The following is a 22,146-nucleotide window of genomic DNA, read 5'->3' as shown; positions in this document are numbered from 1 at the left end:
AATTATTGATATTAGATCAGCAGTTAGAGGATAATAATTAGTATTTTAGTGTAGTAGCTTCATAACTTTCGTATGTCGGTCAACAACGACCCGATTCCGGTGACGATCCTGAGCGGCAGTCTCGGCGCCGGAAAGACGACGACGTTGAACCACCTCCTCGGTAGCGAACGGGACTTGAACGCCGCAGTGCTCGTCAACGACATGGGTGAGGTAAATATCGACGCCGAGCTTGTCGAGCAGGAATCAGAACTCACTCAAAGCGACGAGGAGATCATCGAGCTATCAAACGGCTGTATCTGCTGCCGGCTCCGCGGAGACATGCTCGATGCAGTGGGGCGATTAGCCGAAGAACGAGACTTCGACTACCTCCTCGTCGAGTCGTCCGGAATCAGCGAGCCGATTCCGGTCGCCCAGACGTTCGCCCGCGGCTTCGAAGACGCGGAGTTCGACCCCACGGGCGTGTACGAACTCGATACGATGGTGAGCGTCGTCGATGCGCACAGCTTCTGGCGGGGCTTCGATTCGGGACAGGCACTTACTGACGACTCCATCGAACCGCAGGGCAATCGCGTCCCCGAAGAAGCGCTCATGGATCAAATCGAGTTCTGTGACGTGCTTCTTCTGAACAAGTGCGACCTCGTACCCGATGACGAACTGGAGCAGATCGAGGCTGTTCTGAAAACCCTCCAGCCGTGGGCGGAGCTCATCCGAACGGAACACGGCACCGTCGCCCCCGAAGAAATCCTGAACACGGGGCGGTTCGACTTCAACCGCGCCAGCCAGTCGGCCGGATGGAAGCGCGAACTACAGGAGGGCCACCATCACGATGCCGCCGCCGAGGAACACGGCGTCACCTCGTTCGTCTTCGACGCGGACCGACCGTTCCACCCCGAGCGAGTCGCCGACCTCTTCGCCGGCCTCCCCGACGGTGTCGTCCGCGCGAAGGGCTTTTTCTGGTCGGCGGGTCGCGAAGACATCGCTATGGGCCTCGACAAGGCGGGCCAGTCTGTCCGTGCCGGCCCGAAAGGAACGTGGATCGCCACGCTCCCGAAGGCCCAACGGCAGCGATACTTCGCCGCCCGGCCGGGTATCAAGGCGGACTGGGACGACAAATGGGGTGACCGCGGGGTCCAACTCGTGTTCATCGGTCGGGAGTTCGAGCAGGAATCACTGGTCGAACGGCTGAACGACTGTCTCCTCACGGACGCCGAAATGGACGAGGATTGGGGCACGTACCCGGACCCGTTCGGGTCTGATGAGCAGCGCGAACTGGCGTTGGCCGACGACTGATGAGCCTCGACAACCAACCCCCAGTCACGGTTCTGAGCGGCGGCCTCGGGGCCGGCAAGACCACCTTGCTCAACCACCTCCTCACCGTTGGCGGAGAACAGTACGATATTGCTGTCCTCGTCAACGACGTCGGCGAGGTGAATATCGACGCCGACCTCATCGAGAGCGGAACCGACCTCTCGATGGACGACGGCGGCGTCACGGAGCTCTCGAACGGGTGCATCTGCTGTGGGCTCCAAGACGAACTGGATCAAGAGCTCCGCCGTCTCGCGTTCGACGAGGAGTTCGATTACCTCGTCATCGAAGCCTCGGGAATCAGCGACCCGGTCCCGATTGCGCGACGATTCGTCTCTCCCGCGCGGGCTTCTGCGCTGTACGACCTCGACACGACCGTTACCGTGGTTGACGCCCACCAGTTCCACCGGGCGTTCGTCCTCGGGGAGACGCTCACGTCGAGCGACGACGACACCCGACCGCTTTCGGATCTGCTCGCCGAGCAGGTCGAGTTCTGCGACGTCCTCGTCCTCAACAAGTGCGACCTCGTCTCTGACGAGGAGCGCGAGGCGGTCGAACGCGTCATCCGAACACTCCACCCCGGAGTCGACATCGTCCGGACGACCGAAAGCGCTGTTGACCCGGATCGAATCCTCGGAACCGGGAAGTTCGACAAGGACGAGGCGAGCAACGCCGCCCGGTGGAAACAGGTCATCTCAACCGACCACGAGGACGATACGGACGCTGAGCCGCACGAGCACGACGATAACGGGACGGACACAGACCATGGGCACGGCGAGGATCACGACCACGACCATGGTGACGACCACGACCACCTCCACCCACCAGAGGAGTTCGGCGTCGAGTCGTTCGTCTACGAGCGTCACCGACCGTTCCACCCCGAGCGGTTCCACGAATGGCTCCGCTCGTTCCCCGATTCCGTCGTCCGGGCGAAAGGCCACATGTGGGTTGCCGGACGCGACCGCTACGCCCTCAACCTGAGCCAAGCGGGCGCACAGATCCACGTTGAGGTCAACGGTCGATGGGCGGCTACGCTCTCCGAATCTCGGCAGGAGTCGTACCGCGAGTCGCATCCGGGACTCCAGTGGGACGACCGGTGGGGTGACCGCGAAGTGAAGTTCGTCTTCATCGGTGCCGGAATGGACTCGATCGGTATCGCCGACGAACTCGACGACTGTCTCCTCACCGACGAGGAGATGGACGCCGACTGGAGCGCCTTCGAGAACCGCTTCCCGGGCCAGCGGTCGTATTCGAAGCCCCCGACCGAACAGCGGCTCATCCTTGGTGGGGAGCAATGAACGGTGCCAGTCGTGAACTCCCACCGATAGAGTCGCGACGGACGACCGACGCCGACGGCCACGACTGTATCGACCCGCTCGGCGTCGCCATCGTGACGGTGTCGTCATCCCGGGGGACTGACGTGGAAAAGGACCTCTCAGACCCTAGTGGCGATGCCATCGCCAGTATCCTTGCCGAAGCGGGTCACGTCATCACGGCGCGTCGGACGGTCCCGGACGACTACGTCCGAATCAAGACGACCGTGAGCGAGTGTCTGGAGCGATCCGACGTCGATATCCTCATTACCACGGGCGGAACGGGGGTCACTGTCGACGACGTCACACCGGACGCAGTCGGCGATCTCTTCGACCGCGAACTGCCGGGGTTCGGCGAGGCGTTCCGGTGGCTCTCGTGGGGAGAGGTTCGAACGCGCATCGTCTCAACCCGTGCAACCGCGGGTATCACCCGCGGCGTCCCCGTGTTCGTACTGCCCGGAAGTGAAAACGCCGTTCGGCTCGCAACCACCGAAATAATCTCTACGGAAGCACCGCATCTCGCCGGACTCGCGACCCGACACACACACCGATGAGAACTGAGTGACTTTTGGCGACCACTCTGGTCGCTCGATAACTCCCTCTCGTCGACACATCTAGAAAACAAATAGAGTTTAGAAAGAACTATTAGAATTGTATAGAGTTCGTAACTCGTGCCGGAGAGACGCTTAAGGCAGCAGTCTGCCGGACTCCACAGCGGGTGTTTTAGTACTCCCTCCACGCCAAATTATGAAAAAGTATTCCTAATTTAGTAAGAGTTATTATATACAGCTTATAAATTATTATTCATGCCCGGTCGATGTTCGAGACAGAAGTCGCATACTGACCCCGCAGCCGGGGCTACGGGAGCCGTTACAGGATGTCGTGGCGGAGAAGGGACTCCGCCCACGATTGCGTCTCCTGGCATCCTCACAGGGGTGGAACTGCACAACGGCGTTGTCCCCTGCTACGCGGCAGCCGACTGGATGACGCGGAGTGGTCGTTCGTGAACCTCACGGAACAGACGTGGGTCGATGTGGAGGGGTCCGACGCTGATGTCTGCCTCCTCCCCGTCGGGAGCATCGAACAGCACGGGCCGCACGCCCCGCTCGGAACCGACGTGCTTGTCGCAGATGCAATCGCTGACGCCGCCGTCGAACGCGCCGAAGCGTTGAAACTACCGCCAGTACACATCGGTGTCGCGCCGTATCACCGCCATTTCCCGGGGACGCTTCACGTCCCTCCGGACGTGTTTCGGGCGTACGTGTTCCACCTGTTGGAATGCGTGGACGCGTGGGGCGTCGAAACTGTCCTGATAGTCAACGGACACGGCGGAAACCGAGAGCCGCTCAAGCACGTTTGCCGACGCCTCTCGGACGAGACCACGCTCGATGCACAGTACTGGGAGTGGATGAAGGCTGTCGACGTGGACGTACAGCACGCGGGAGAGATCGAGACGAGTGTGCTGCAACACTTGGTCCCCGAACACGTCGGCGCGCCACAGCCGGGCGACGCCGATAGCTGGGGCGAGTGGGTCCACGGCGCACAAGTCGCAACGTACACCGACGAGTTCAGCGAGAACGGCGTCGTCGGAGACCCGACGGCCGCGACCGCCGAAACCGGCCGGGACGTGTTCGAGACGGCCGTCGGTGAGCTACTGGAACTCATCGCATGGCTCGGAGATCAAAACGCGCCTTCGACCGGCCGGCAGAGAAGCGAGGACCGCGAAGAATGCTAACGCTACGAAACCGCAGACTCAGTCGACGAGACGCATTGAAGGGAGCGACGGCGGGCCTCATCGGACTCGCGGGTTGCAGCGGCATCTCGCAGGACGGTGAGCGGACCTCCTCCTCGGAGCAGACGGAACGGGAGACGACGTTTCGTGTCGGGACGCCGTGGAATCCAGACTCTCTCGACCCGCTCGTCAAAGGGTGGATGTTCCGAAAGCTGAACGTCATCGAACCGCTCACGACCGCGGGGTACGACGCATCGGTCAAACCGGGGTTGGCCTCCGAGTGGACCACGAGCGACGACAATCTGACGTGGAAGTTCACCCTCAAGGAGGGCGTTTCGTTCCACGACGGAACGCCGCTGACCGTCGATGCGGTCGTCGCCTCCCTCCGGCGGAGCTTCGAATCGGATTCGTTGGCGAGCCTCCCGGTCGAGTCCGTCTCCGGCGGCGGCGAACGCGTCGTCGAGATCGGAACGAGCACCCCGTTCGCACCGCTTCCAGCACATCTCACCCGCGCCCCGACCAGCATCATCGCGGAGAGTTCGTACGACGACGACGGCAACGTCACCGCGCCGGTCGGAACGGGGCCGTTCCAGTTCGACTCGTGGAAGCCAGGCGAGCGAATCACCGCCGTGTCGAACCCATCGTACCGCGGTCAGACGCCGGCCATCGACACCCTCGTCTACGAGAGCGTGCCGGACGACCAGACGCGACTCTTGAAGCTCGAAAACGCCGAACTCGAGATGGCACGAGCCTTTTCCGGGTCGGCAATTTCGACCTTGAACGACCGACCTAACGTAGACCCGGTCACCTACGCGGTTCCTCGGTCTCGCTACCTCGTGTACGACACGACGTCGTCTCCGTTCGACGATCGAAACGTACGCCGCGCGGTGATGCACGCAATCGATCAGGAACAGATCGTCGAGAGCGTGCTGAACGGTCTCGGGCCGGCCGCTGTCGGCCCCTTCCCACCGGAAGTCACCGACTGGGCCAACACCGACCTCGAACCGTACCCGTACGACCCCCAGACTGCGAGGCAGTTACTCACTGACGCGGGATGGGAGCCGGGTGGGGACGCGCGAGAGAAGGACGGTGAGCCGTTGGAAATCGACCTCTGGACGTACGACGCGCGGGCGTTGCCCATCGTCTCCGAGGCCGTTCAAGCGCAGTTGTCGCAGATCGGCTTCGATGTCAGCCTCCGAGTGATGGATTACGGAACCATCGAGGAGCGCGCCAACAGCGAGGCGTTCGACCTCGTCATGTGGTCGAACTCGCTTCTGTGGTATCCAGACCCGGACCGACTCACGGACTTCGTTCACTCCGAAGATGCGACGATGTTCAGCGGCTACGCGAACGATCGAGTCGACGAACTGCTCGCGGAAGCGAGGGAGATTACGGACACCGCGGAGCGAAAGCGCCGCTACGACGAAGTGCAGTCGATCGTCCAACGCGACGTTCCCATCGGCTGGTTGACCTACGTCACGAACGTCGTCGGGGTGGACACCGACGTTACGGGATACAAGCCGCTGCCGACGGAGACGTGCTATCACCTGGAAAATATCGAGTTCGGCGCGGACGGAAACGCCCGTGCGACCGATACGGCGAATGCACGGCATCGCTCGCCGGACATCCCGCTTCAGAACGGTCCGAGATCAGGAAAATGAGTCGATACCTGCTGAAACGACTCGGGACGACGATGCTGGTTCTCGTCGGCGTGTCGGTCCTCACGTTCAGTATGACCGCCCTCACGCCGGGAGACCCCGCCGTGGCCGTGCTCGTCGAACAGACGGGGCATCAACCGTCCGAGGAGGCGGTGGCGGCGTTCCGAGCGCAACACGGCCTGAACGAACCGTTCCCGATCAGATACGCGGACTGGGCGACCGACGTGCTGGGTGGCGACCTCGGGCAGTCGTACAGCTCCGAGCAAACCGTGGCGTCGATGCTCGTCCAACGTCTGCCTAACACGATAGAACTCGCCGCCGCGTCGATGGTCATCGCGATCGCTATCGCGGTACCCGCCGGCGTGGCGAGCGCGGTGAATCCGGGCGGTCGAATCGACTACGCGGCCCAGTTCGGCGCACTCGTCGGCGTCTCCATGCCGAACTTCTGGCTCGGCTACCTGCTCATCATCGTCGCGGCCCTCTGGCTCGACCTGTTCCCGGTCGCGGGCTCCGGCGGTCTCGACCACCTCGTCCTTCCGGCGGTAACGCTCGGGTCGGGTATGTCCGCGGTCATCGCCCGGTTGGTCCGAACGACGATGCTGGACGTTCTCGACGCGCCCTACATCCGGACCGCCCGTTCGAAGGGTCTGCGCGAGCGGATCGTCGTCTACAAACACGCCTTACGGAACGCGCTCGTCCCCGTCGTGACGATAGCCGGGCTACAGCTCAGTTACGTCCTGAACGGGGCGGTCGTCGTCGAAGCCGTGTTCCAGCGACCGGGACTGGGAACGTTACTCGTCGACGCGATCTTCGCGCGGGATTATCCGGTGATTCAGGGAGCGACCCTTCTCGTGGGCGTCATTTTCGTTCTGACCAACTTGGCGGTCGATCTGACCTACCGCTATCTCGACCCGCGAATCGACCGCAGGGGTGAGCCGGCGTGAGCGAAGACGTCGCGAACGGAACTTCCCACCGACCTGCCGACGCTCGCTGGCGACGGTGGTACGAGGCCCTGACGACGACACGGCTCACGCAGCTCGGTTCCGGTCTCGTGTGCGCCCTGTTCGCGCTCGCGGTGTTCGGCCCGATCGTCTCACCGTACGACCCGACCGCACAGGCGCTCTCACACAGGCTGGAGGCCCCATCGCTCGCGCATCCGCTCGGAACCGACCAACTCGGGCGCGACGTGCTCACCCGGCTGCTCCACGGGGCCCGTCTCTCGCTGGGTATCGCCATCGCCGTGACGGCCGTGCGGCTCTCTCTCGGGACCGCGGTCGGACTCGTCGCCGGATACGTCGGTGGCTGGGTCGACGAGGCGTTGATGCGACTCGTCGACACGCTGTTGGCGTTCCCGGGTATCGTCCTCGCGCTCGTGATCGCCGGTATTCTCGGACCGAGCCTCACGAACGTGATGGTCGCACTCGCGGTCGTCGGCTGGGCTTCCTACGCCCGACTGGTCAGGAGCAGCGTCCTGTCGGTTCGAGAGCGAGAGTTCGTGACCGCGTCGCGGCTTCTCGGCCGCTCGCGCGCTCACGTGCTCGGCCGACACCTGATTCCGAACGTCGTCGCACCGGTGGTCGTGCTGGCGACGCTTGATGTCGGCGGCGTCATCTTGGGAACGGCGGGCCTCTCCTTTCTCGGGCTGGGCGCGCAGCCGCCGACGCCCGAGTGGGGGACGATGCTCGCGTCGGGTCGGAACCATCTGCGGACCGCCTGGTGGCTGGTGAACGCACCCGGCGTTCTGATCATGCTCACCGTCTTCGGGTTCAATCTCCTCGGTGACGGGCTCAGAGTCGTGCTCTCGCCGACGCAGTCGGCCCACATCGAGCAACTATGACGAACGAACTCCTCCGCGTCGAGGACCTGCACACGCACTTCGACTCAGACCAGGGTACAGTCCACGCCGTCGACGGGGCCTCCTTCGGCGTGGACCGCGGCGAAATCGTCGGCCTCGTCGGCGAAAGCGGGAGCGGCAAGTCGGTCACCGCCCGGTCGCTCGTCCGACTGGAAGACCCGGGGCAAATCGTCTCGGGACGGATCAACTTCGACGGGCGGGACCTGACCGATGCCGACGAGGCGACGCTTCGTCGCGTTCGCGGCGAAGACGTCTCCATCGTGTTTCAGGACCCCCACGAGACGCTGAACCCGGTGTTCCCCGTCGGGGAACAGATCGCCGAGGCGGTTCGAATCCACGACGAGGACCACTCACAGGGGCTCCTCGATTTTCTGGGCGTCCCGCCGTTCCGAAACCGCACCGCGTGGAAACGGGCCGAGGAGCGCGCAGTCGAGTTGATGGAACAGGTCGCGATTCCGGATCCGACCGGGAGCGCGAACGAGTATCCCCACGAGTTCTCCGGCGGGATGCGCCAGCGGGCGATGCTCGCCGTGGCGGTGGCCAGCGACCCCGACCTCCTGATCGCAGACGAGCCGACGACGGCACTGGACACGACGACGCAAGCGGGAATACTGCGACAGATACGGAGACTCCGTGACCAACGAGACTTGGGCGTCCTCCTGATATCTCACGACATCGGCGTCATCGCTCAGACCTGCGACAAGGTTGTCGTCATGTACGGCGGGCGGGTGATGGAGGCCGGACCGGTCGAGGACGTGTTGACCGAGCCGAAGCACCCCTACACCCGAGCACTCCTCGAGTGCTCACCGCGGACCCTCGACCGTGGCGACCGAGTCAGGACGCCCGCCGGAAGCCCGCCTGACGTTATCGGCGGTCACGACGGCTGTCCGTTCGCGGACCGCTGTGATCTCGCGACCACCGACTGCCGAAGCGGGGATATCCCGGTCATCGAACACGCCCCCGGCCACCGCGTGGCCTGCATCGAGACGCCCGTGCAGTCTCGGGAAGGACCGACCGCCACCGGCGGTCGTGTGAACGGGAACAGGGTCGCTCCCGACGGCGGTGACGACGAGTGAACGCGCCCACCACGAGCAGCCTCGGTCGGCAACGCGACGTGCCGGTCGTCGAACTACGGAACGTCGAAAAGGAGTTCGAGACGGCTCGGTCGGTCCTCGACCGACTGCTTGACGACCCGAAGCCTGCGAAAGCTGTGTGCGGAGTCTCACTTTCGGTCCTCCGGGGAGAAACCGTGGGAATCGTCGGGGAAAGCGGCTGCGGCAAGTCGACGCTCGCGAAGCTCGTCACCGGACTGTTGACACCGAACCGTGGAACCGTCCTACTCGATGGCGACCCCGTCGGTGGCTACACGACCCGGACCGACGGGCAGCTCCGCCGCGTCGGCGTCGTGTTCCAGAATGTCCGCGAAAGCTTCGACTCCAGGTGGTCGATTCAGCGGTCTCTCGCAGAGTCGTTCGGCCACGAGCAGCACCCCGACGCGACGGTCGACCGCGTCGAAGACCTGTTAGCGCAGGTTCGTCTCGACCCACAGGTCGGAGAACGGTATCCGAGCGAGCTCTCGGGCGGACAGCTCCAGCGCGTCGGTATCGCACGTGCACTCGCTCACGACCCTGATCTCGTGGTGCTCGACGAGCCCGTTTCCGGACTCGACGTAGCCACTCAGGCCACCATTCTCGACCTGCTCGCGGACCTCCAGCGCCGACACGAGGTCGGATATCTGTTCATCTCTCACGACCTCGATGTCGTCCGGTATCTCGCCGACCGACTGGCGGTGATGTACGCCGGAGAGCTCGTCGAACGCGGGCCCGCACCGGACGTCTTCGACCGGCCGAGCCACCCCTACACGGAAGCGCTACTGCGCGCGATTCCGAGCGACGACCCGGCCGACCCGCCGCCGGAGCCCTTGCCGGGTTCCCCGCCGGTCCCGTCAAACCGACCGACCGGCTGCCCGTTTCACCCCCGGTGTTCGTACGCGGATGAGCAGTGTGAACGACATCACCCCGGGTTCGAACGGGTCCGCGATGTCCGATCGCGGTGCCACTACGCCGGCCAAATCTCAGACGGTTCCCGGACGAACGACCGCAGAATGGACGGGGAACGGTGACCTCACCAATCCGATTCGTGACCTCCAGCCCGTACTCTGAGAGAGAACTCTTCTGGGTTCCGGACCCGGACCGGGCGATGTCGTTTTACCACTCCGAGGACACACAACACTACACCGGGTGCGAGGATTCGGAAGTAGACGACCTGATCGAACGGGGGCGGCGAACGACGGGCGTCGACGAACGGAAACGGATCTACGACTGGGTTCAGGAACTCGTTCGTGACGATACCCCGCTTGGGATGTTAACTCACAGCGAGATCGTCACGGGGATTCGAAACCGCATCGAGGACTTCACGCTTCATCCTACGATGTACTCTCACGGGGTGCGGAACGTACGACCTCGGTGAGAGTTGCGTGGCGGCCGTCAGCTCCTCCCGCATCTACTCCGATAGGTTACGGGGACGGCCGACGAAACCGCCACGACGGTGATTGAGTCGAACAGGAGCTTAGAATCGAACGGCCTTCAGGGCACGTCTCCGCCGATAATGTATTGCTCGTACTCCGGCACTTCTCCCCAGAGCGTTTGTTCCATCAGGGGTTCGTGGGTGACGTTTTCGAGACCGTGCTCTCTCAGCAGCTCCGCCAACTCCTCGGGAGGACGGCCGTCGTACAGTGGAAGGTCTTCGTGAATCTGTTCGTATCCATCGAACGGACCCGAAAAGTCCCAGTGGCCCTCGATGAGGACGATACGACCGCCGGGGCGGACGACCCGGCACCACTCCCGTATCGCCTGTGGTGGCGTCGGGAGCGTCCAGATGAGATGTCGAGCCGTCACAAAGTCGTAGGCGTCGTCCGACGCGTTCAGCGATTCGGCGTCTCCCACGCGGAACTCGATGGAACGGTCCCGTTCCCGGCGTTTCTCGCGGGCCTGTTCGAGCATCCCGGCCGAGTAATCGACTCCCGTGACCTCGTGACCCAACTCCGCCAACAGCAACGAAATCACGCCGGTGCCACAGCCGACATCGAGTATGCGCTGGGGCGACTCGCCGGTCCAGCTACGCAACACCGATAACCACGCCGCGCGTTGCTCCTCGCTGTGGAGCGCGTGGTGACTGTCGTCATCGTACGTCTCGGCTCTGTCGTTCCAGTAGGCTTGGACCGATTTTTTGACTTCCTCGGGCGACTGTTCGGATTCCTTCACGGCCGGTTCCCCCCACGGTCGGCATCGCTACCGCGCCCCGTTTGCGAGCACAGCGCGTCCGCGGCGCGACCGCGTAACCACGTTACGTTCTCGACGTTCGGTGACATCATTATTAAAATTATACTCGGTGTTATTATAGTTATCCGTTTTGCCATTTTAGTCGCGCTCGTCTCTTCCTTTCCGGCGAGCCGCTGGATGGCGGATGCGACGCGTCGTTGACGTTCAGCGATACGGCAGTAGTCGGTTCCATCGACGGGTGAGTGTTCCGCTCTCTCCTCTCCTTCCCCTTCTGTCCCTTCCCTTCCCTTCCCTTCCCTCCAGCCTGTGTCCGCAGTTCCTGTTATAAACGAACTAGCCGATTCACGACCTGTCGGCCCACGAAAGTTGTTAATCATGAAAATCATAATCACAGTTTTTATTATAGTTATATATAGTTTTAATACTAGATGTTCCAGTACGCGCGGCGATTCGCTGTGAGTGGTCTCCGTACCACCACAACTTTCCCCTCGGAACCAGGCCGCCGGTACGGTCGTGTCTCTCCCGAAGACTGGGGGATGACAACACTCGCCGCAGAGACCGGCACCGCGGAGAAGCGCCTGTCAATGCTGGTTCCCGGTCGGAGTCCGGGGTCGGAAAATGACGACCGAAGAGACGTCGAGGCCGTGGAGAACGCTCCGTTCGAGACGCTACCGGGGGTCTTTGAGACAGCATGACCGACCGACCAACCGACGTCTCGGACCCCGAACCGAGGTGGCTCGGAGACGCCGAGCCCGGCTCGTCCGCTCGGCCGCGCTCCGAACTGATGTCCCTCGTCGTCGGCTCGGCTGACCGACCGGTCTGCACGCTCTATCCACCAGATGTTGCGGTTCCGTACCGGACGACCACGTGGATAACGGCGTACGGTGACTCGTTCGTCGACCTCAGCGACTGCCGATGACGACGACAGCGACGCAAAAACGGTTCGCGTCCCCGACCACCCACGTCCACGGAGGCGAACGAAAATGAACGTCGACGAACCCGGCGTCCGCCGCGCTTCGCCCGCCAGCCGGCCGTACGAGTACGTAATCGTCGGCGGCGGCGTTCACGGGACCTGCGTGGCGAACTACCTCCTCGACGAGGGCGGGTACGACCACGAGGAACTGTGCCTAATTGACCCTCACGAGCGGTTACTGGGGTCGTTCGAGACGAAAGCCCGCAAGTGCGGGATGCGGACCCTTCGGTCGACGTTCGTCCACCACATCGACACCGAGCCGTTCTCACTCGACTCGTTCGCGGAGGGTGCACACCGGGAACACGAACTCGTCCCGGCCGAGGACTATCCGAACCGACCGACGCTCGACCTGTTCCTCGACCACGTCCGGTACGTTATCGACCGGCGCGGTATCGACGACTGTCACTTCCAGTCGGCAGTGACGAATATCGAAAGACCCGAATCGCAGGGCCCGCTCCGCGTGGAAACGGGCCGCGGGACCTTCCGTGCTCGACGTGTGGTTTTGGCCGTCGGGCTCGGCGGTCAGCTGACGGTCCCCTCGTGGGCGACGTCGCTCCCCGACGGCGCGAGACTCGCGCACGTCTGGGACGACGACTTCGACCCGACGACGGCCGCGGCGTTCGACGGCCGAACGTTCGTCGTCGGGGGCGGTATCACGGCGGCGCAGCTCGCCTGTCGGCTGTCGGAAGGCGCGGACGTGACGCTCCTCTCGCGTCACGACCTCGAAGTCGAACTGACCGAAGCCGACTCCCGCTGGATAAACTGGCGGCACATCGAACAGGAGATTCACTCGCTTCCGCCGGGCTCCGCGGCCCGTTGCGACCGGATTCGCGCCGCGCGTCACGACGCGACGATACCGCCGTACGTCGAGCGCCGACTGGCAGACGCCCGTGACTGCGGCGCTCTCGACGTTCGACACGGCGAAATCGAGTGCGCACGCGCGTCTGGCGACGGGTTGCACCTCCGGTTCGACGACGGTACAACCGAGACGGACGCACAGGTCGTGCTCGCGACGGGGCACGACTCCGCCCCGAAGCACCCGCTCGTCGGAGCGCTCGCCGAGTCGCTGTCGCTCGAACGCGGTGCGAACGGCTTTCCCGTCCTCGACGACCGGACGCTCGCGTGGCAGCGGAGCGACGGCGCCGATTCGGCGCTGTACGTCTCGGGCGCGCTCGCGGAGATGAGCGTCGGCCCGTTCGCCCGAAACGTCGTCGGCGCTCGCCGAGCCGCGGAGCGCCTGCTCGACTCGCGCGACGGTGTGGATTCGAAGGCCGCCGCACCGCCGTCACGGGGGCGGTCCTGAGATGCCGTCGAACGACCTCACGCTCGCGATTTCGTTGCGGGCGCTCGACGAACTCGCGCGACCGAGCCGCGCGCTCGAAGACGCCGTGCGGTGGACGAGCCACCTCGGTATCGTCTCCTCGGAACCGTCGTTCATCGAACGGCGGCGCGTCCGGGAAGCCGGGTACGAACAGGAGTTCCTGTCGGGGCCGCGCTCGATAGAGGAGGCGCTGACGAGCGTGCGAACGCATTTCGACACGGCGCGGTACGTCTTCGTCGGCACGGACGAAACCGGCGAGGTCGTCGCGCGGGTTCCGGACTGGACGTACCAGTCGGTGACGGACGCCGCAGCAGCCGCGGATTGGCAGCTTACGTCGACCATCGACGCCGACGAGGAGTGGCCCTATCGCGAAAAAACCCGCTTCGAGTGAGCTGCGGTCGGCTCCCCTCCCGGACCTAGAGCGCTTCTTGGGCCCGTTCCCGAAGCGGGGGTGCGAGGCTCGTGTCGTTCGCGAGCTTTGCGAGCGCGTCGAGCAGGTCGCCCCGGAGCTCACAACAGATACAGCCGTTCGACAGCTCGATTAACTCCTCGTCGCCCTCCGAGATATCGGAGTGCTCGGCGACGCGGTCGGCGTCGACGTTCACCTCGCCCATGTCGTTGACGAGAACCGCGATATCGAGGTCCGTTCGCGTGTTCAGGAGGTTGTTCAACACGGTCGTTTTCCCCACGCCGAGGTTGCCGCTCAGCACGGTAACGGGAATCGTCTTTCGACTCATTTGTTATTAACTCTAGACCGTATCTTATTTATAATTAGCTAACTAGATTATTCTCTTGTTAATGGAGGCCCCAACTACCCCCCGAACGGACGAGTCGCTCGACGCGGTAATCGTCGGCGCAGGAGCCGCTGGCGTCGGTATCGGCGTCGTTCTCGAGGCCCTCGACCTCGACTCTTACGCGATTCTGGAGCGAGACGAGGTCGGCGCGTCGTTTCGACAGTGGCCCGAGGAGATGCGGTTCATCACCCCCTCGTTTCCAAGCAACAGCTTCGGCTGTCGAGACCTGAACGCCGTCACGACGGACACGTCACCCGCGTTCGCGCTCGACTGCGAACACCCGACCGGCGAGGAGTACGCGCAGTACCTCCGCGGGGTCGTCGAATTTCACGCCCTTCCCGTCCGGACCGGCGTGGATGTCGAATCCCTCCAACGCCACGACGACGGGTTCGTTCTGGACACGTCCGCCGGCGTCGTCCGGAGCCGGTTCGTCATCTGGGCGGCCGGACAGTTCGGCCGACCGAACGACGAGCCGTTCCCCGGCGCGGCTCACTGCGTCCACAACTCCCGAATCGACTCGTGGCACGCGTTCGCCGACGAGTGCGTGGACGACCCGGTCGCGGTCGTCGGCGGATACGAAAGCGGCATCGACGCGGCGCTCACGCTCACCGAGCTGGGCCGCGAGGTAGTCGTCCTCGACGAGGAGGGTCCGTGGCAGTATCGCGGGCCAGACCCGAGCGAAGTCCTGTCCCCGTACACCAGCCAACGCCTCCGAGAGGCGCTCGAACGGGACCGACCGATCACTCTCACCGACGGCGCCCGCGTCGAACGCGTCGACAGCGACGACGGCTCGTTCGACGTCGTCTGTACGAACGGCGAGACGCTCACGACGCGGAACCGACCCGTTCTCGCGACGGGGTTTCAGTCGGGCCTCGGCCCGGCGAACAGCTATTTCGAGTTCGATAACGGCCACCCTCGGCTGACCGACCGAGACGAATCGACGGACACGCCGGGTCTGTTCCTCGTCGGCCCCCAGGTCGCGCACAACGGTCAACAGTTCTGCTTCATCTACAAGTTCAGACAGCGGTTCGCGGTCGTCGCCGACGAAGTCGCCGCGAGACTCGGTGTCGACCGCGCTCCCCTCGACGAGTACCGTGAGAAGAATATGTTCCTCGAGGACGCGTCCTGCTGCGAACCCGATATGTGCGACTGCTAACCGTGACACGACAATCATCACAACCCGACAGCCGAACCGAGCGCCCGAACGACGCGCGAGACGACGACCGACACGCGTGTCGGATGACCGGCAGAGAGCAGGGCCTCGTCAGTAAGTACGACATCTGGCTCTGTCGGCAGTCGTTCCGTGAACTCGCGCCGAACATGGGGTTCAAAAAATATGACTGACACACGGCCCCGGTCGGACAGTCGCCCCGCGGCGGGGCGTGACGGAACGGGAAGCGACCGGAGAGAAACCGTCGTCGTCGTCGGCAAAGAGAGCGTCGGCAAGTCGGAACTCGTCGCCGGCCTGACCGGAACGACACCGACGACCGGCAACTTCCGCGGAACGACCGTCGACGTCGAGCGATACGAGTCGGACGAGTTCGTCTTCGTCGACACGCCCGGAATCCTGCTCGGGACCGACACCCAAACGACTCGAACGGCGATCAGCGCGGTCGAAGACACCGAAACGGTGCTCCTCGTCGTTCGCGCGACGAACATCGACGACGACCTCGGGGACCTGCTGCCGCTGGTGCAGGGAAAAGTCGGCGCGATTGCCGTGACGTTCTGGGACAAAGTCGAGAACCAGGCCGAGGCTCGCGACGAACTGGACGCGCTCGCCGACGACCTCGGGGTGCCGCTCGTTCCGGTGGACGCGCGAAACGTCTCCCGCGCCGCGACCGACGGCGGCGGGTCGGCGGTCGACGGACGCGAGCGGACGCACCTCGTCAGCGCGCTCCGCGATGCCGACGAGTTCCCCGGGCAGGTCACCCGGCGGACGGGCATTCATCTCGATCCGCCGGCGACGGTTCTCGAACGCCCGCTCGCCGGGCCACTCGTCGGCATCGCGTTGCTCCTGTTGCCGGCCGCGGCCGCGGTCCACTTCGCGAACGCCGTCGCCGCGGAACTCTCTCCGGGGGTACGCTCACTGCTGGCCCCCGCGGTCCGGTGGACGAGCGACCTCCCGGGTCCACTCGCGGCGGTGTTGGGCGGCGATTACGGTCTGCTGTCGATGGGACCGTTCCTGTTCGTCTGGGCCGGTCCGACGATTCTCCTCTTCGCGCTGTTCATGGCGGTCTACAAGAACAGCGGGCTCGTCACGCGGATTACCGCGTCGCTCCACCCCTCCCTTCGACACGTCGGCCTCACCGGTCGCGACCTCGTTCGCGTGGTCATGGGATTCGGGTGCAACGTCCCGGCGGTCACCAGCACCCGAGGGTGTTCGGACTGCACGCGCCGGACGACCGTTTCGGCCATCGGATTCGGGTCGGCCTGTTCCTACCAGTTTCCGGCGACCCTCGCCGTGTTCGCGGCGGTCGACATGCCGTGGCTCGTCCTCCCCTACGTCGGTGTTCTCGCCACTACGACGCTCGTCTACGCTCGTTTGATTGCGCCCGAACGGGCGCGGACGGCGTCTCTCGCCGCCGAAAACCGCGCGTTCATCCAGTGGCCGAGTCCGCGCTCGGTGTGGCGAGAAGCCAGCACCGTGGTCCGAAGCTTCTTCCTGAAGGCGCTTCCCGTCTTCGTCGGAATCGTCGTTCTCGCATCGCTCCTCGACTACCTCGGCACCTTGGACGCGATGGGCACGACCCTCTCGCCGGTGATGGCGCTGTTCAACCTCCCCGGTGAGACGGCACTCGTCGTCGTGCTGGGGTCGATTCGAAAGGACGGTCTGCTGTTGCTGCAGTCGGACGGACTCAGCGCGACGCTCTCCGCGATGACTCCCGTACAGGTGTTAACGGCCGTCTACCTCGCGGGGGTGTTGCTCCCCTGTCTGGTCACGGCGATTACGGTTGCGAGGGAGCTCTCACCGAGATACGCCGGTCGAATGCTGCTCCGTCAGGCCGCCGCCGCTGCGGGCTTCTCGCTCCTCATCGGGTGGGGTGGTGCGGCCCTCTTCTAGCCGATGGTCGACGAACACATGACGCTCGCGTTCGAACTGGCCGCGCTTCGGCGGACTCGCGACCCGCAGGCGGTGGTCGCCGACGCTCGCCGATGGGCGCAATACGTCGGGCTTCTCTCGACGAACCCCGAGGCCGCTCACGCGTTCAGCGCTACGCACCTGATCCGCCGAGATTTCCAACTGGGACCGACCGCATCGAGCTTTCGAGAGCTCTCTTCACGGGTCGAAACGGGGAGGTACGTGCTGGTCGGTACCGCTTCGAATCGGCCGGCGTACCTCCCTTCCCAGCGCTGGGAGTATCTCCGTCTCGAAGCCGCTGCTACTGCCGCTGGCTGGGTGCTTGAGAGTCCGAACACGACACGACGGGAGCGATGGTCCGCCTGGCTGTCGGGTCTCCTGAGAGTACACGAATGAAAATTGGTATCTTTCGGTATTCGTACAATCCAGTATGGCTGACGAATCGGTAGACATCGAACTCGACTTCGGGGACGACGGGCTGGTTCCAGCAGTCGCACAGGACGCGGAAACTGACGAGGTTCTGATGCTCGCGTACGCCTCGCCGGATGCGGTGGCTGCGACGCGGGAGACGGGATTGGCCCACTACTACTCTCGGAGTCGAGATGAGCTTTGGAAGAAGGGCGGGACGAGCGGGCACATCCAAGAGGTACGGGAGATTCGGGTCGATTGCGACAGAGATGCGCTCCTCTACCGCGTCGAGCAGGAGGGCGGTGCCTGTCACACTGGCTATCGTTCGTGCTTTTCGCGAACGATTGATGGCGAGGAAGTTGGTGAAAAGGTCTACGACCCCGATGAGGTCTACGACTAGGCGGAATACAGTCGCGTTGGATGGTCGTAGCACGCGAATACGGACGACCTGAGCCAGTCGCTGGTCGCTTCTGCCTTGGCGTTCTGAAGACCCAGGCCGAGAACACCGTCGAGACTAGCGTTTTCGGGCAGGTGTTCGGAAAATGCTACGCTTCTCCGTTCCCCCTTATCCGAACACCGCCGTCTCGCTCGGCCAAGGAAGTTAGGTGTCGGCGGGCGTACCACTCTCTCACGATGTCTGCCGAACCATTCGTCGTCGTCGGCGGCGACGCCGCCGGACTCTCCGCCGCGAGCAAGTTCACCCGCGCCGACGCCGACCGCGAGGTCGTCGTCTTCGAGAAGGGCCGCTGGGTCTCCTACGCCCACTGCGGCACGCCCTACTTCGTCAAGGGCGAGGTCGACAAGCTCACCGACATGCTCTCGCTGTCGCCCGAGGCGGCCGCCGACCGCGGCATCGACCTCCGGCGCGAACACGAGGTCGTCGCCGTCGATGCCGACGAGCGAGTCGTCACGGTCGAGGGCCCCGAGGGGACGTTCGAACAGCCCTACGGCGACCTCCTCGTCGCCACCGGCGCGCGGGCGCTCCGCGAACCGATAGACGGCATCGACCTCGACGGCGCGTTCACGCTCCACGGACTGGACGACGCGGCGGCGATTCGGTCGTTCCTCACCGACCCGGACGAGGCCTCGGTGGCCGACCTCGGCGGCGGCGGGTTCGTCGACGAGGCGCGGGCGGCCCGCTTCGGCGCGATGGACCCGCCCGAGTCGGTCGCCATCGTCGGCGGCGGCTTCGTCGGCGTCGAGATGGCGGAGGCGTTCACCGCCCACGACCTCGACGTGCATCTGTTCCAGCGCTCCGGCCACGTCCTCGGTACGTTCGGTGACGCCGTGGGCGAGCGGGTCGAGGAGCATCTCGAAGCCTACGGCGTCACGCTCCACCTCGGCGCGTCGGTCGAGCGACTCCGCGGCGACGACGCGGACCGGGTCGAGGCCGTCGTCTGCGAGGGCGACGAACTCGCGGTGGACGCGGCGATGGTCGGCATCGGCCTTCGCCCCAACGCGGACCTCGTCGCCGACGCGGTCGACCTCGGTGAGACGGGCGCTATCGCGGTCGACGACTACGGGCGGACGAGCGCCGAAAGCGTCTACGCCGCGGGCGACTGCGCCGAAATCGACCACGTCGTCACCGGCGAGCCGAGGTGGAACACGCTCGGCCTGCCCGCGAACCGCGCCGGGCGCGCCATCGGGCAGACCGTCGCCGGCGACCCCGAACCCATCGGGACCGTCGCGAACACCTCGGTCGTGAAGGCGTTCGACCTCGAATGCGGCCGCGCCGGCGTGACCGACCTCGACGAGGCGCGCGACGCGGGCTTCGACCCCGTCTCGGAGACCATCACCGCCGGCTCGCGGTCGGGCTACTACCCCGGGTCCGCCGAGACGACCGTCACGCTCGTCGCCGACCGCGACACGGGGCGACTGCTCGGCGGCACCATCGTCGGAGCCGACCGCGCGGCCGTCAGAATCGACACCGTGGCGACCGCGCTCGCCTCCGAGTTGACCGTCGCCGAGGTGGAGCGTCTCGACCTCGGCTACGCCCCGCCCTTCAGTCCCGTCTGGGACCCGATTTTGACCGCGGCGAAGGTTCTCCGCGGCTCGCTGTAAGCCGCGAGCGGTTCGAAATTCGAACCGAACAAAACGACTATTATCGATTGTGTGGTAACGATACGCTCACATGCTGGATATACCTCCAACAGAGCGCGAGTGTGTCGAAACGAAACCGACGCGGCTGACGAGTCGGGCGCGGCCGCGCCGCCGCCCGTCGAGCGGAGCGTGGTGTCGGTGAACGGCCGGGTCGCCGCCGGACTGTTCGTCCTGTTGGGACTGCTCTGGGGGAGTTCGTTTGTCGCAATCGAAGTCGGCCTCGCGTACTTCCCGCCGCTCCAGTTCGCGGCGCTTCGGTTCTTCCTCGCGGGGCTCATCGTCCTCGGCTACGCCGCCGTCTCGACCGACTACTGGCGGCCGCACAGCCGGACCGACTGGACGCTCGTCGGCGTCTCCGGCGGCCTCCTCATCGGCGCGCACCACGCGTTTCTCTACCTCGGACAGGAGCACGTCCCCGGGGCGGTGGCGGCCATCGTCATCAGCCTCGGGCCGGTCCTGACCGCGCTGTTCGCCACGGGCATCCTCGGTGACCGCATCTCCCCGCTCGGCGTCCTCGGCTTCGGCTTCGGCTTTCTGGGTGTCGGCCTCGTCGCCCGACCGGACCCGAGCGCGCTCCTCTCCAGCGACGTGGTCGGCGTCGCCACCGTCCTCGTCGCCTCGGCGTGCTTCGCCCTCGGTGCCGTCCTGACGCGCCCCTTCTCCTCGGACATCCCGGCGCGGACCCTTCAGGCGTGGGCGATGCTGTTCGGGGCCGCGCTCCTGTCCGTCGCGGGCGTCGCCACCGGCGAGTCGCTCGCGACCATCGAGTGGTCCGGCGTCGCCGTCGGCTCCCTGCTCTACCTTGCCGTCGTCAGCGGCGCGGGCGCGTTCCTCATCTACTTCGAACTGCTCGGTCGCTTCGGTCCGACGCAGATAAACCTCATCGGCTACCTCGAACCCGTCTCCGCGACGCTTCTCAGTTGGGCCTTCCTCGGCCAGCTCATCGACGCCGTGACCGCGCTCGGCTTCGTCTCCATCTTCGCCGGCTTCGCGCTCATCAAGCGCCGGGCGCTCGGGGAGTTAGTCGCGGGTGCACGCGACGGGGCGGTGGAGTGAGGCCGCGGTCGCGTCCCGCGTCCCGCGTTTCACCCCCGGAGCAACGGGCACAAGTAGTCGAGCCAGCGAACACTCACTCACCATGCCCGCCGACTCCGTGCCGCCCGAGCAGAAAGCACAGATTGCGAACGCGGTCCGCGCGGCGCTCGCCGAGCACGGCTACGCTCGGCTGACGACGAAGAAGGTGGCCGCGGAGAGCGACAAGAGCGAGGCGGGGCTGTACTACTACTACGACTCGAAAGACGAGATGATAGTCGCGTTCCTCGAAACCTCCGAGGACTATCTCGCGCGGAGCCTCGACGATATCGACGCTGAGGGCCCCGAAGCGCGGCTTCGAGCGGTCTGCGACATCCTCCTCGTCGACGAGGGCGACGCGGCCGCCGCCGGCGTCAACATCGCCGTCATGGAACTCCTCTCGCACGCGCCGCACAACGAGACGCTCCGCGAACCCCTGCTCAGGATGGAGCGCCACACCCTCGGCGTCATCGCCGACATCGTCCGCGACGGCGTCGAGCAGGGCGTCTTCCGCGAGGTCGACCCCGAGGGAACGGCCGCGTTCGTCCTCTCGGCGACCGACGGTTACACCGGCTTTGCCCTCGCGCTCGGGATGGAGGGCGTCGGCGACGACCTCCGAGCGTCGCTGTCGGCGTACATCGACTCGTTGGTCGTCGCGTGAGCGCGCCCGTCTGTTTCCGTCGTCCCCGCTCGGTCTGGCACTCATCTACCGAAACGGCCGTAATCGGGTGGACGAATGTCTTTCGAAGAGTCGTGGTACCTTGACCCTCGGAAGGGTTATCCGTCGTCCACCCATTGATTTGTTTGTAATGGCACACGGCAAAGTTGATTTCTTCAACGACACTGGCGGCTACGGTTTCATCTCTACTGACGACGGCGACCTCGACGACGACGAAGACGTGTTCTTCCACATGGAAGACGTCGGCGGCGACGACCTCACCGAAGGTACCGAAGTCGAGTTCGACATCGAGTCCTCGCCCAAGGGCCCCCGCGCGGCGAACGTCGTTCGGCAGTAACACCGAGACGCGACTGCTGTTTGTAGCGGCAGACGACACCTCGACTTTTCAGACGACTACGCCCCGAGCAGACGCGCTCGACGCGACGATTTCATCCCCCGTCGCACTCCTACTCGTCTCTAAGTAAGTACTTACTCAGTAGATTTATATCGCTTCTCGAACGACTCGGTTCCATGCCGAACCCGTTCAGCGTCCGCGTCCCGCCACATCGAACCCGGCATCCGCGCCCGGCCACAGCTC

Annotated in this window: 24 protein-coding genes and 1 pseudogene; 23 read left to right on the top strand and 2 right to left on the bottom strand. The window is 64.8% G+C overall.

Annotated elements, in window-relative coordinates; genetic code table 11:
• Positions 1–72 precede the first annotated feature (72 nt).
• The 10 genes from ACSR87_RS17530 to ACSR87_RS17485 all read left to right on the top strand — a co-directional run bounded on the left by ACSR87_RS17530 (position 73) and on the right by ACSR87_RS17485 (position 10,332).
• Positions 73–1,290, top strand: coding sequence for a GTP-binding protein (locus ACSR87_RS17530; protein WP_498531493.1), 1,218 nt, complete (start codon positions 73–75; stop codon positions 1,288–1,290).
• On the top strand, positions 1,290–2,603 hold the full coding sequence (locus tag ACSR87_RS17525; RefSeq protein ID WP_498531492.1) for a GTP-binding protein: 1,314 nt from the start codon (positions 1,290–1,292) through the stop codon (positions 2,601–2,603). The genes ACSR87_RS17530 and ACSR87_RS17525 overlap by 1 nt, the downstream gene beginning before the upstream one ends.
• Positions 2,600–3,172, top strand: a complete 573-nt coding sequence (locus ACSR87_RS17520; RefSeq protein WP_498531491.1) for a MogA/MoaB family molybdenum cofactor biosynthesis protein — start codon at positions 2,600–2,602, stop codon at positions 3,170–3,172. Before ACSR87_RS17525 ends, ACSR87_RS17520 begins: the two co-directional genes overlap by 4 nt.
• 449 nt (positions 3,173–3,621) lie before the next feature.
• Positions 3,622–4,353, top strand: coding sequence for a creatininase family protein (locus tag ACSR87_RS17515; RefSeq protein WP_498531490.1), 732 nt, complete (start codon positions 3,622–3,624; stop codon positions 4,351–4,353).
• A 35-nt stretch (positions 4,354–4,388) separates the two neighbouring features.
• The gene (locus ACSR87_RS17510) at positions 4,389–6,011 is read left to right on the top strand and encodes an ABC transporter substrate-binding protein (protein WP_498531489.1); all 1,623 of its coding nucleotides are present in this window, start codon (positions 4,389–4,391) and stop codon (positions 6,009–6,011) included.
• Positions 6,008–6,952: a nickel ABC transporter permease gene (nikB, locus tag ACSR87_RS17505; RefSeq protein WP_498531488.1), complete on the top strand. Its 945-nt coding sequence runs from the start codon at positions 6,008–6,010 to the stop codon at positions 6,950–6,952. The genes ACSR87_RS17510 and nikB overlap by 4 nt, the downstream gene beginning before the upstream one ends.
• A complete protein-coding gene (gene nikC / locus ACSR87_RS17500) occupies positions 6,949–7,845 on the top strand; it encodes a nickel transporter permease (protein ID WP_498531487.1) in 897 nt (298 codons plus the stop codon). Before nikB ends, nikC begins: the two co-directional genes overlap by 4 nt.
• Positions 7,842–8,939, top strand: coding sequence for an ABC transporter ATP-binding protein (locus tag ACSR87_RS17495; protein WP_498531486.1), 1,098 nt, complete (start codon positions 7,842–7,844; stop codon positions 8,937–8,939). Before nikC ends, ACSR87_RS17495 begins: the two co-directional genes overlap by 4 nt.
• Positions 8,936–9,985, top strand: coding sequence for an ABC transporter ATP-binding protein (locus ACSR87_RS17490; protein WP_498531485.1), 1,050 nt, complete (start codon positions 8,936–8,938; stop codon positions 9,983–9,985). Before ACSR87_RS17495 ends, ACSR87_RS17490 begins: the two co-directional genes overlap by 4 nt.
• On the top strand, positions 9,982–10,332 hold the full coding sequence (locus tag ACSR87_RS17485; RefSeq protein ID WP_498531484.1) for a hypothetical protein: 351 nt from the start codon (positions 9,982–9,984) through the stop codon (positions 10,330–10,332). The genes ACSR87_RS17490 and ACSR87_RS17485 overlap by 4 nt, the downstream gene beginning before the upstream one ends.
• A gap of 116 nt (positions 10,333–10,448) precedes the next feature.
• On the opposite strand, the gene ACSR87_RS17480 is transcribed toward ACSR87_RS17485, so the two are convergent.
• A complete protein-coding gene (locus ACSR87_RS17480; RefSeq protein WP_498531483.1) occupies positions 10,449–11,126 on the bottom strand; it encodes a class I SAM-dependent methyltransferase in 678 nt (225 codons plus the stop codon).
• A 446-nt stretch (positions 11,127–11,572) separates the two neighbouring features.
• Here ACSR87_RS17480 and ACSR87_RS17475 point away from each other — a divergent pair, with 446 nt between their 5' ends.
• The 4 genes from ACSR87_RS17475 (at position 11,573) to ACSR87_RS17460 (ending at position 13,829) form a co-directional block, all read left to right on the top strand.
• Positions 11,573–11,839 carry a hypothetical protein gene (locus ACSR87_RS17475; RefSeq protein WP_498531482.1) on the top strand — a complete coding sequence of 89 codons (267 nt, stop codon included), beginning with the start codon at positions 11,573–11,575 and terminating at the stop codon, positions 11,837–11,839.
• Positions 11,836–12,063: a DUF7511 domain-containing protein gene (locus tag ACSR87_RS17470; RefSeq protein WP_498531481.1), complete on the top strand. Its 228-nt coding sequence runs from the start codon at positions 11,836–11,838 to the stop codon at positions 12,061–12,063. Before ACSR87_RS17475 ends, ACSR87_RS17470 begins: the two co-directional genes overlap by 4 nt.
• A 64-nt stretch (positions 12,064–12,127) precedes the next feature.
• The gene (locus ACSR87_RS17465; RefSeq protein ID WP_498531480.1) at positions 12,128–13,420 is read left to right on the top strand and encodes an FAD/NAD(P)-binding protein; all 1,293 of its coding nucleotides are present in this window, start codon (positions 12,128–12,130) and stop codon (positions 13,418–13,420) included.
• Position 13,421: 1 nt separating this feature from the next.
• Entirely contained in the window at positions 13,422–13,829 is a 408-nt protein-coding gene (locus ACSR87_RS17460; protein WP_498531479.1) for a DUF7124 domain-containing protein, read from the top strand.
• A gap of 79 nt (positions 13,830–13,908) precedes the next feature.
• Here ACSR87_RS17460 and ACSR87_RS17455 read toward each other — a convergent pair.
• Positions 13,909–14,175 (bottom strand): annotated as a pseudogene (locus ACSR87_RS17455) (CobW family GTP-binding protein); the annotation flags it as partial.
• Positions 14,176–14,236: 61 nt separating this feature from the next.
• Here ACSR87_RS17455 and ACSR87_RS17450 point away from each other — a divergent pair.
• The 9 genes from ACSR87_RS17450 (at position 14,237) to ACSR87_RS17410 (ending at position 21,906) form a co-directional block, all read left to right on the top strand.
• Entirely contained in the window at positions 14,237–15,388 is a 1,152-nt protein-coding gene (locus tag ACSR87_RS17450; protein WP_498531478.1) for an NAD(P)/FAD-dependent oxidoreductase, read from the top strand.
• Positions 15,389–15,390: 2 nt separating this feature from the next.
• Positions 15,391–15,576, top strand: coding sequence for a 30S ribosomal protein S14 (locus tag ACSR87_RS17445; RefSeq protein ID WP_498531477.1), 186 nt, complete (start codon positions 15,391–15,393; stop codon positions 15,574–15,576).
• Positions 15,569–17,293: a nucleoside recognition domain-containing protein gene (locus tag ACSR87_RS17440; protein ID WP_498531476.1), complete on the top strand. Its 1,725-nt coding sequence runs from the start codon at positions 15,569–15,571 to the stop codon at positions 17,291–17,293. Before ACSR87_RS17445 ends, ACSR87_RS17440 begins: the two co-directional genes overlap by 8 nt.
• A 3-nt stretch (positions 17,294–17,296) precedes the next feature.
• Positions 17,297–17,707: a DUF7124 domain-containing protein gene (locus tag ACSR87_RS17435; protein WP_498531475.1), complete on the top strand. Its 411-nt coding sequence runs from the start codon at positions 17,297–17,299 to the stop codon at positions 17,705–17,707.
• A 34-nt stretch (positions 17,708–17,741) separates the two neighbouring features.
• Positions 17,742–18,119 carry a phosphoribosyl-AMP cyclohydrolase gene (hisI, locus tag ACSR87_RS17430; protein WP_498531474.1) on the top strand — a complete coding sequence of 126 codons (378 nt, stop codon included), beginning with the start codon at positions 17,742–17,744 and terminating at the stop codon, positions 18,117–18,119.
• 233 nt (positions 18,120–18,352) lie between these two features.
• Positions 18,353–19,780, top strand: coding sequence for an FAD-dependent oxidoreductase (locus ACSR87_RS17425; RefSeq protein WP_498531473.1), 1,428 nt, complete (start codon positions 18,353–18,355; stop codon positions 19,778–19,780).
• A 177-nt stretch (positions 19,781–19,957) separates the two neighbouring features.
• Positions 19,958–20,875: a DMT family transporter gene (locus ACSR87_RS17420; protein ID WP_498531685.1), complete on the top strand. Its 918-nt coding sequence runs from the start codon at positions 19,958–19,960 to the stop codon at positions 20,873–20,875.
• 82 nt (positions 20,876–20,957) lie between these two features.
• Positions 20,958–21,551 carry a TetR/AcrR family transcriptional regulator gene (locus tag ACSR87_RS17415; protein ID WP_498531472.1) on the top strand — a complete coding sequence of 198 codons (594 nt, stop codon included), beginning with the start codon at positions 20,958–20,960 and terminating at the stop codon, positions 21,549–21,551.
• A 148-nt stretch (positions 21,552–21,699) separates the two neighbouring features.
• Positions 21,700–21,906, top strand: coding sequence for a cold-shock protein (locus ACSR87_RS17410; RefSeq protein ID WP_004040969.1), 207 nt, complete (start codon positions 21,700–21,702; stop codon positions 21,904–21,906).
• The last annotated feature ends 240 nt before the right edge of the window (positions 21,907–22,146 follow it).

Source organism: Haloferax sp. SDI50 (assembly GCF_059802635.1).
This window is presented reverse-complemented; position numbering and strand designations above follow the sequence as displayed.